The organism is Bradyrhizobium sp. 14AA, assembly GCF_054185205.1.
The window spans coordinates 1-488 of the sequence record NZ_JAVAYM010000122.1; the positions used below are offsets into that span (position 1 = coordinate 1).

A 488-nucleotide genomic window follows, 5' to 3' on the forward strand; every position below is an offset into this window, starting at 1 on the left:
CGACGGTGGTCAGGAACAGCTTGAGTGAGGCGGGCACGCGCGGGCCGAGCAGCGCCAGCACGCCAATGGCGAAGGCGATGTCAGTCGCGGCCGGAATCGCCCAGCCACCGCGCAAGTCCGCCGCGCCGCCGGTGATGGCGAGATAGAAGATCGCCGGGCAGATCATGCCGGCCGCCGCGGCGATGATCGGCATGCGCCGCCGCTCGGGCGAGGCAAGTTGCCCGTCGATCAGCTCTCGCTTGATCTCGAGCCCGACGAGCAGGAAGAACACCGCCATCAGGGCATCGTTGATCCAGAGATGGACCGTCATCGGCCCGATCGCCGGCGCGAGCACCGGCCCGGTTTCGAGATGCAGCAGGTGGAAATAGTCCTGGGCCAGGGGCGAATTGGCCGCGATCATCGCCAGCGCCGCCGCAGCGATCAGCAGGATGCCACCCAGCGCCTCATTGGCGAGGAAGGCACGCAGGGCTGAGGCGTAACCGCGGCGT

General features: G+C 68.4%; 1 protein-coding gene. It reads right to left on the reverse strand.

The features are described from left to right. On the reverse strand, positions 1 to 466 hold a 466-nt coding region (locus tag RAD15_RS43610), incomplete at its 3' end, for a Na+/H+ antiporter NhaA (RefSeq protein WP_458184829.1). Between the last annotated feature and the right edge of the window lie 22 nt (positions 467 to 488).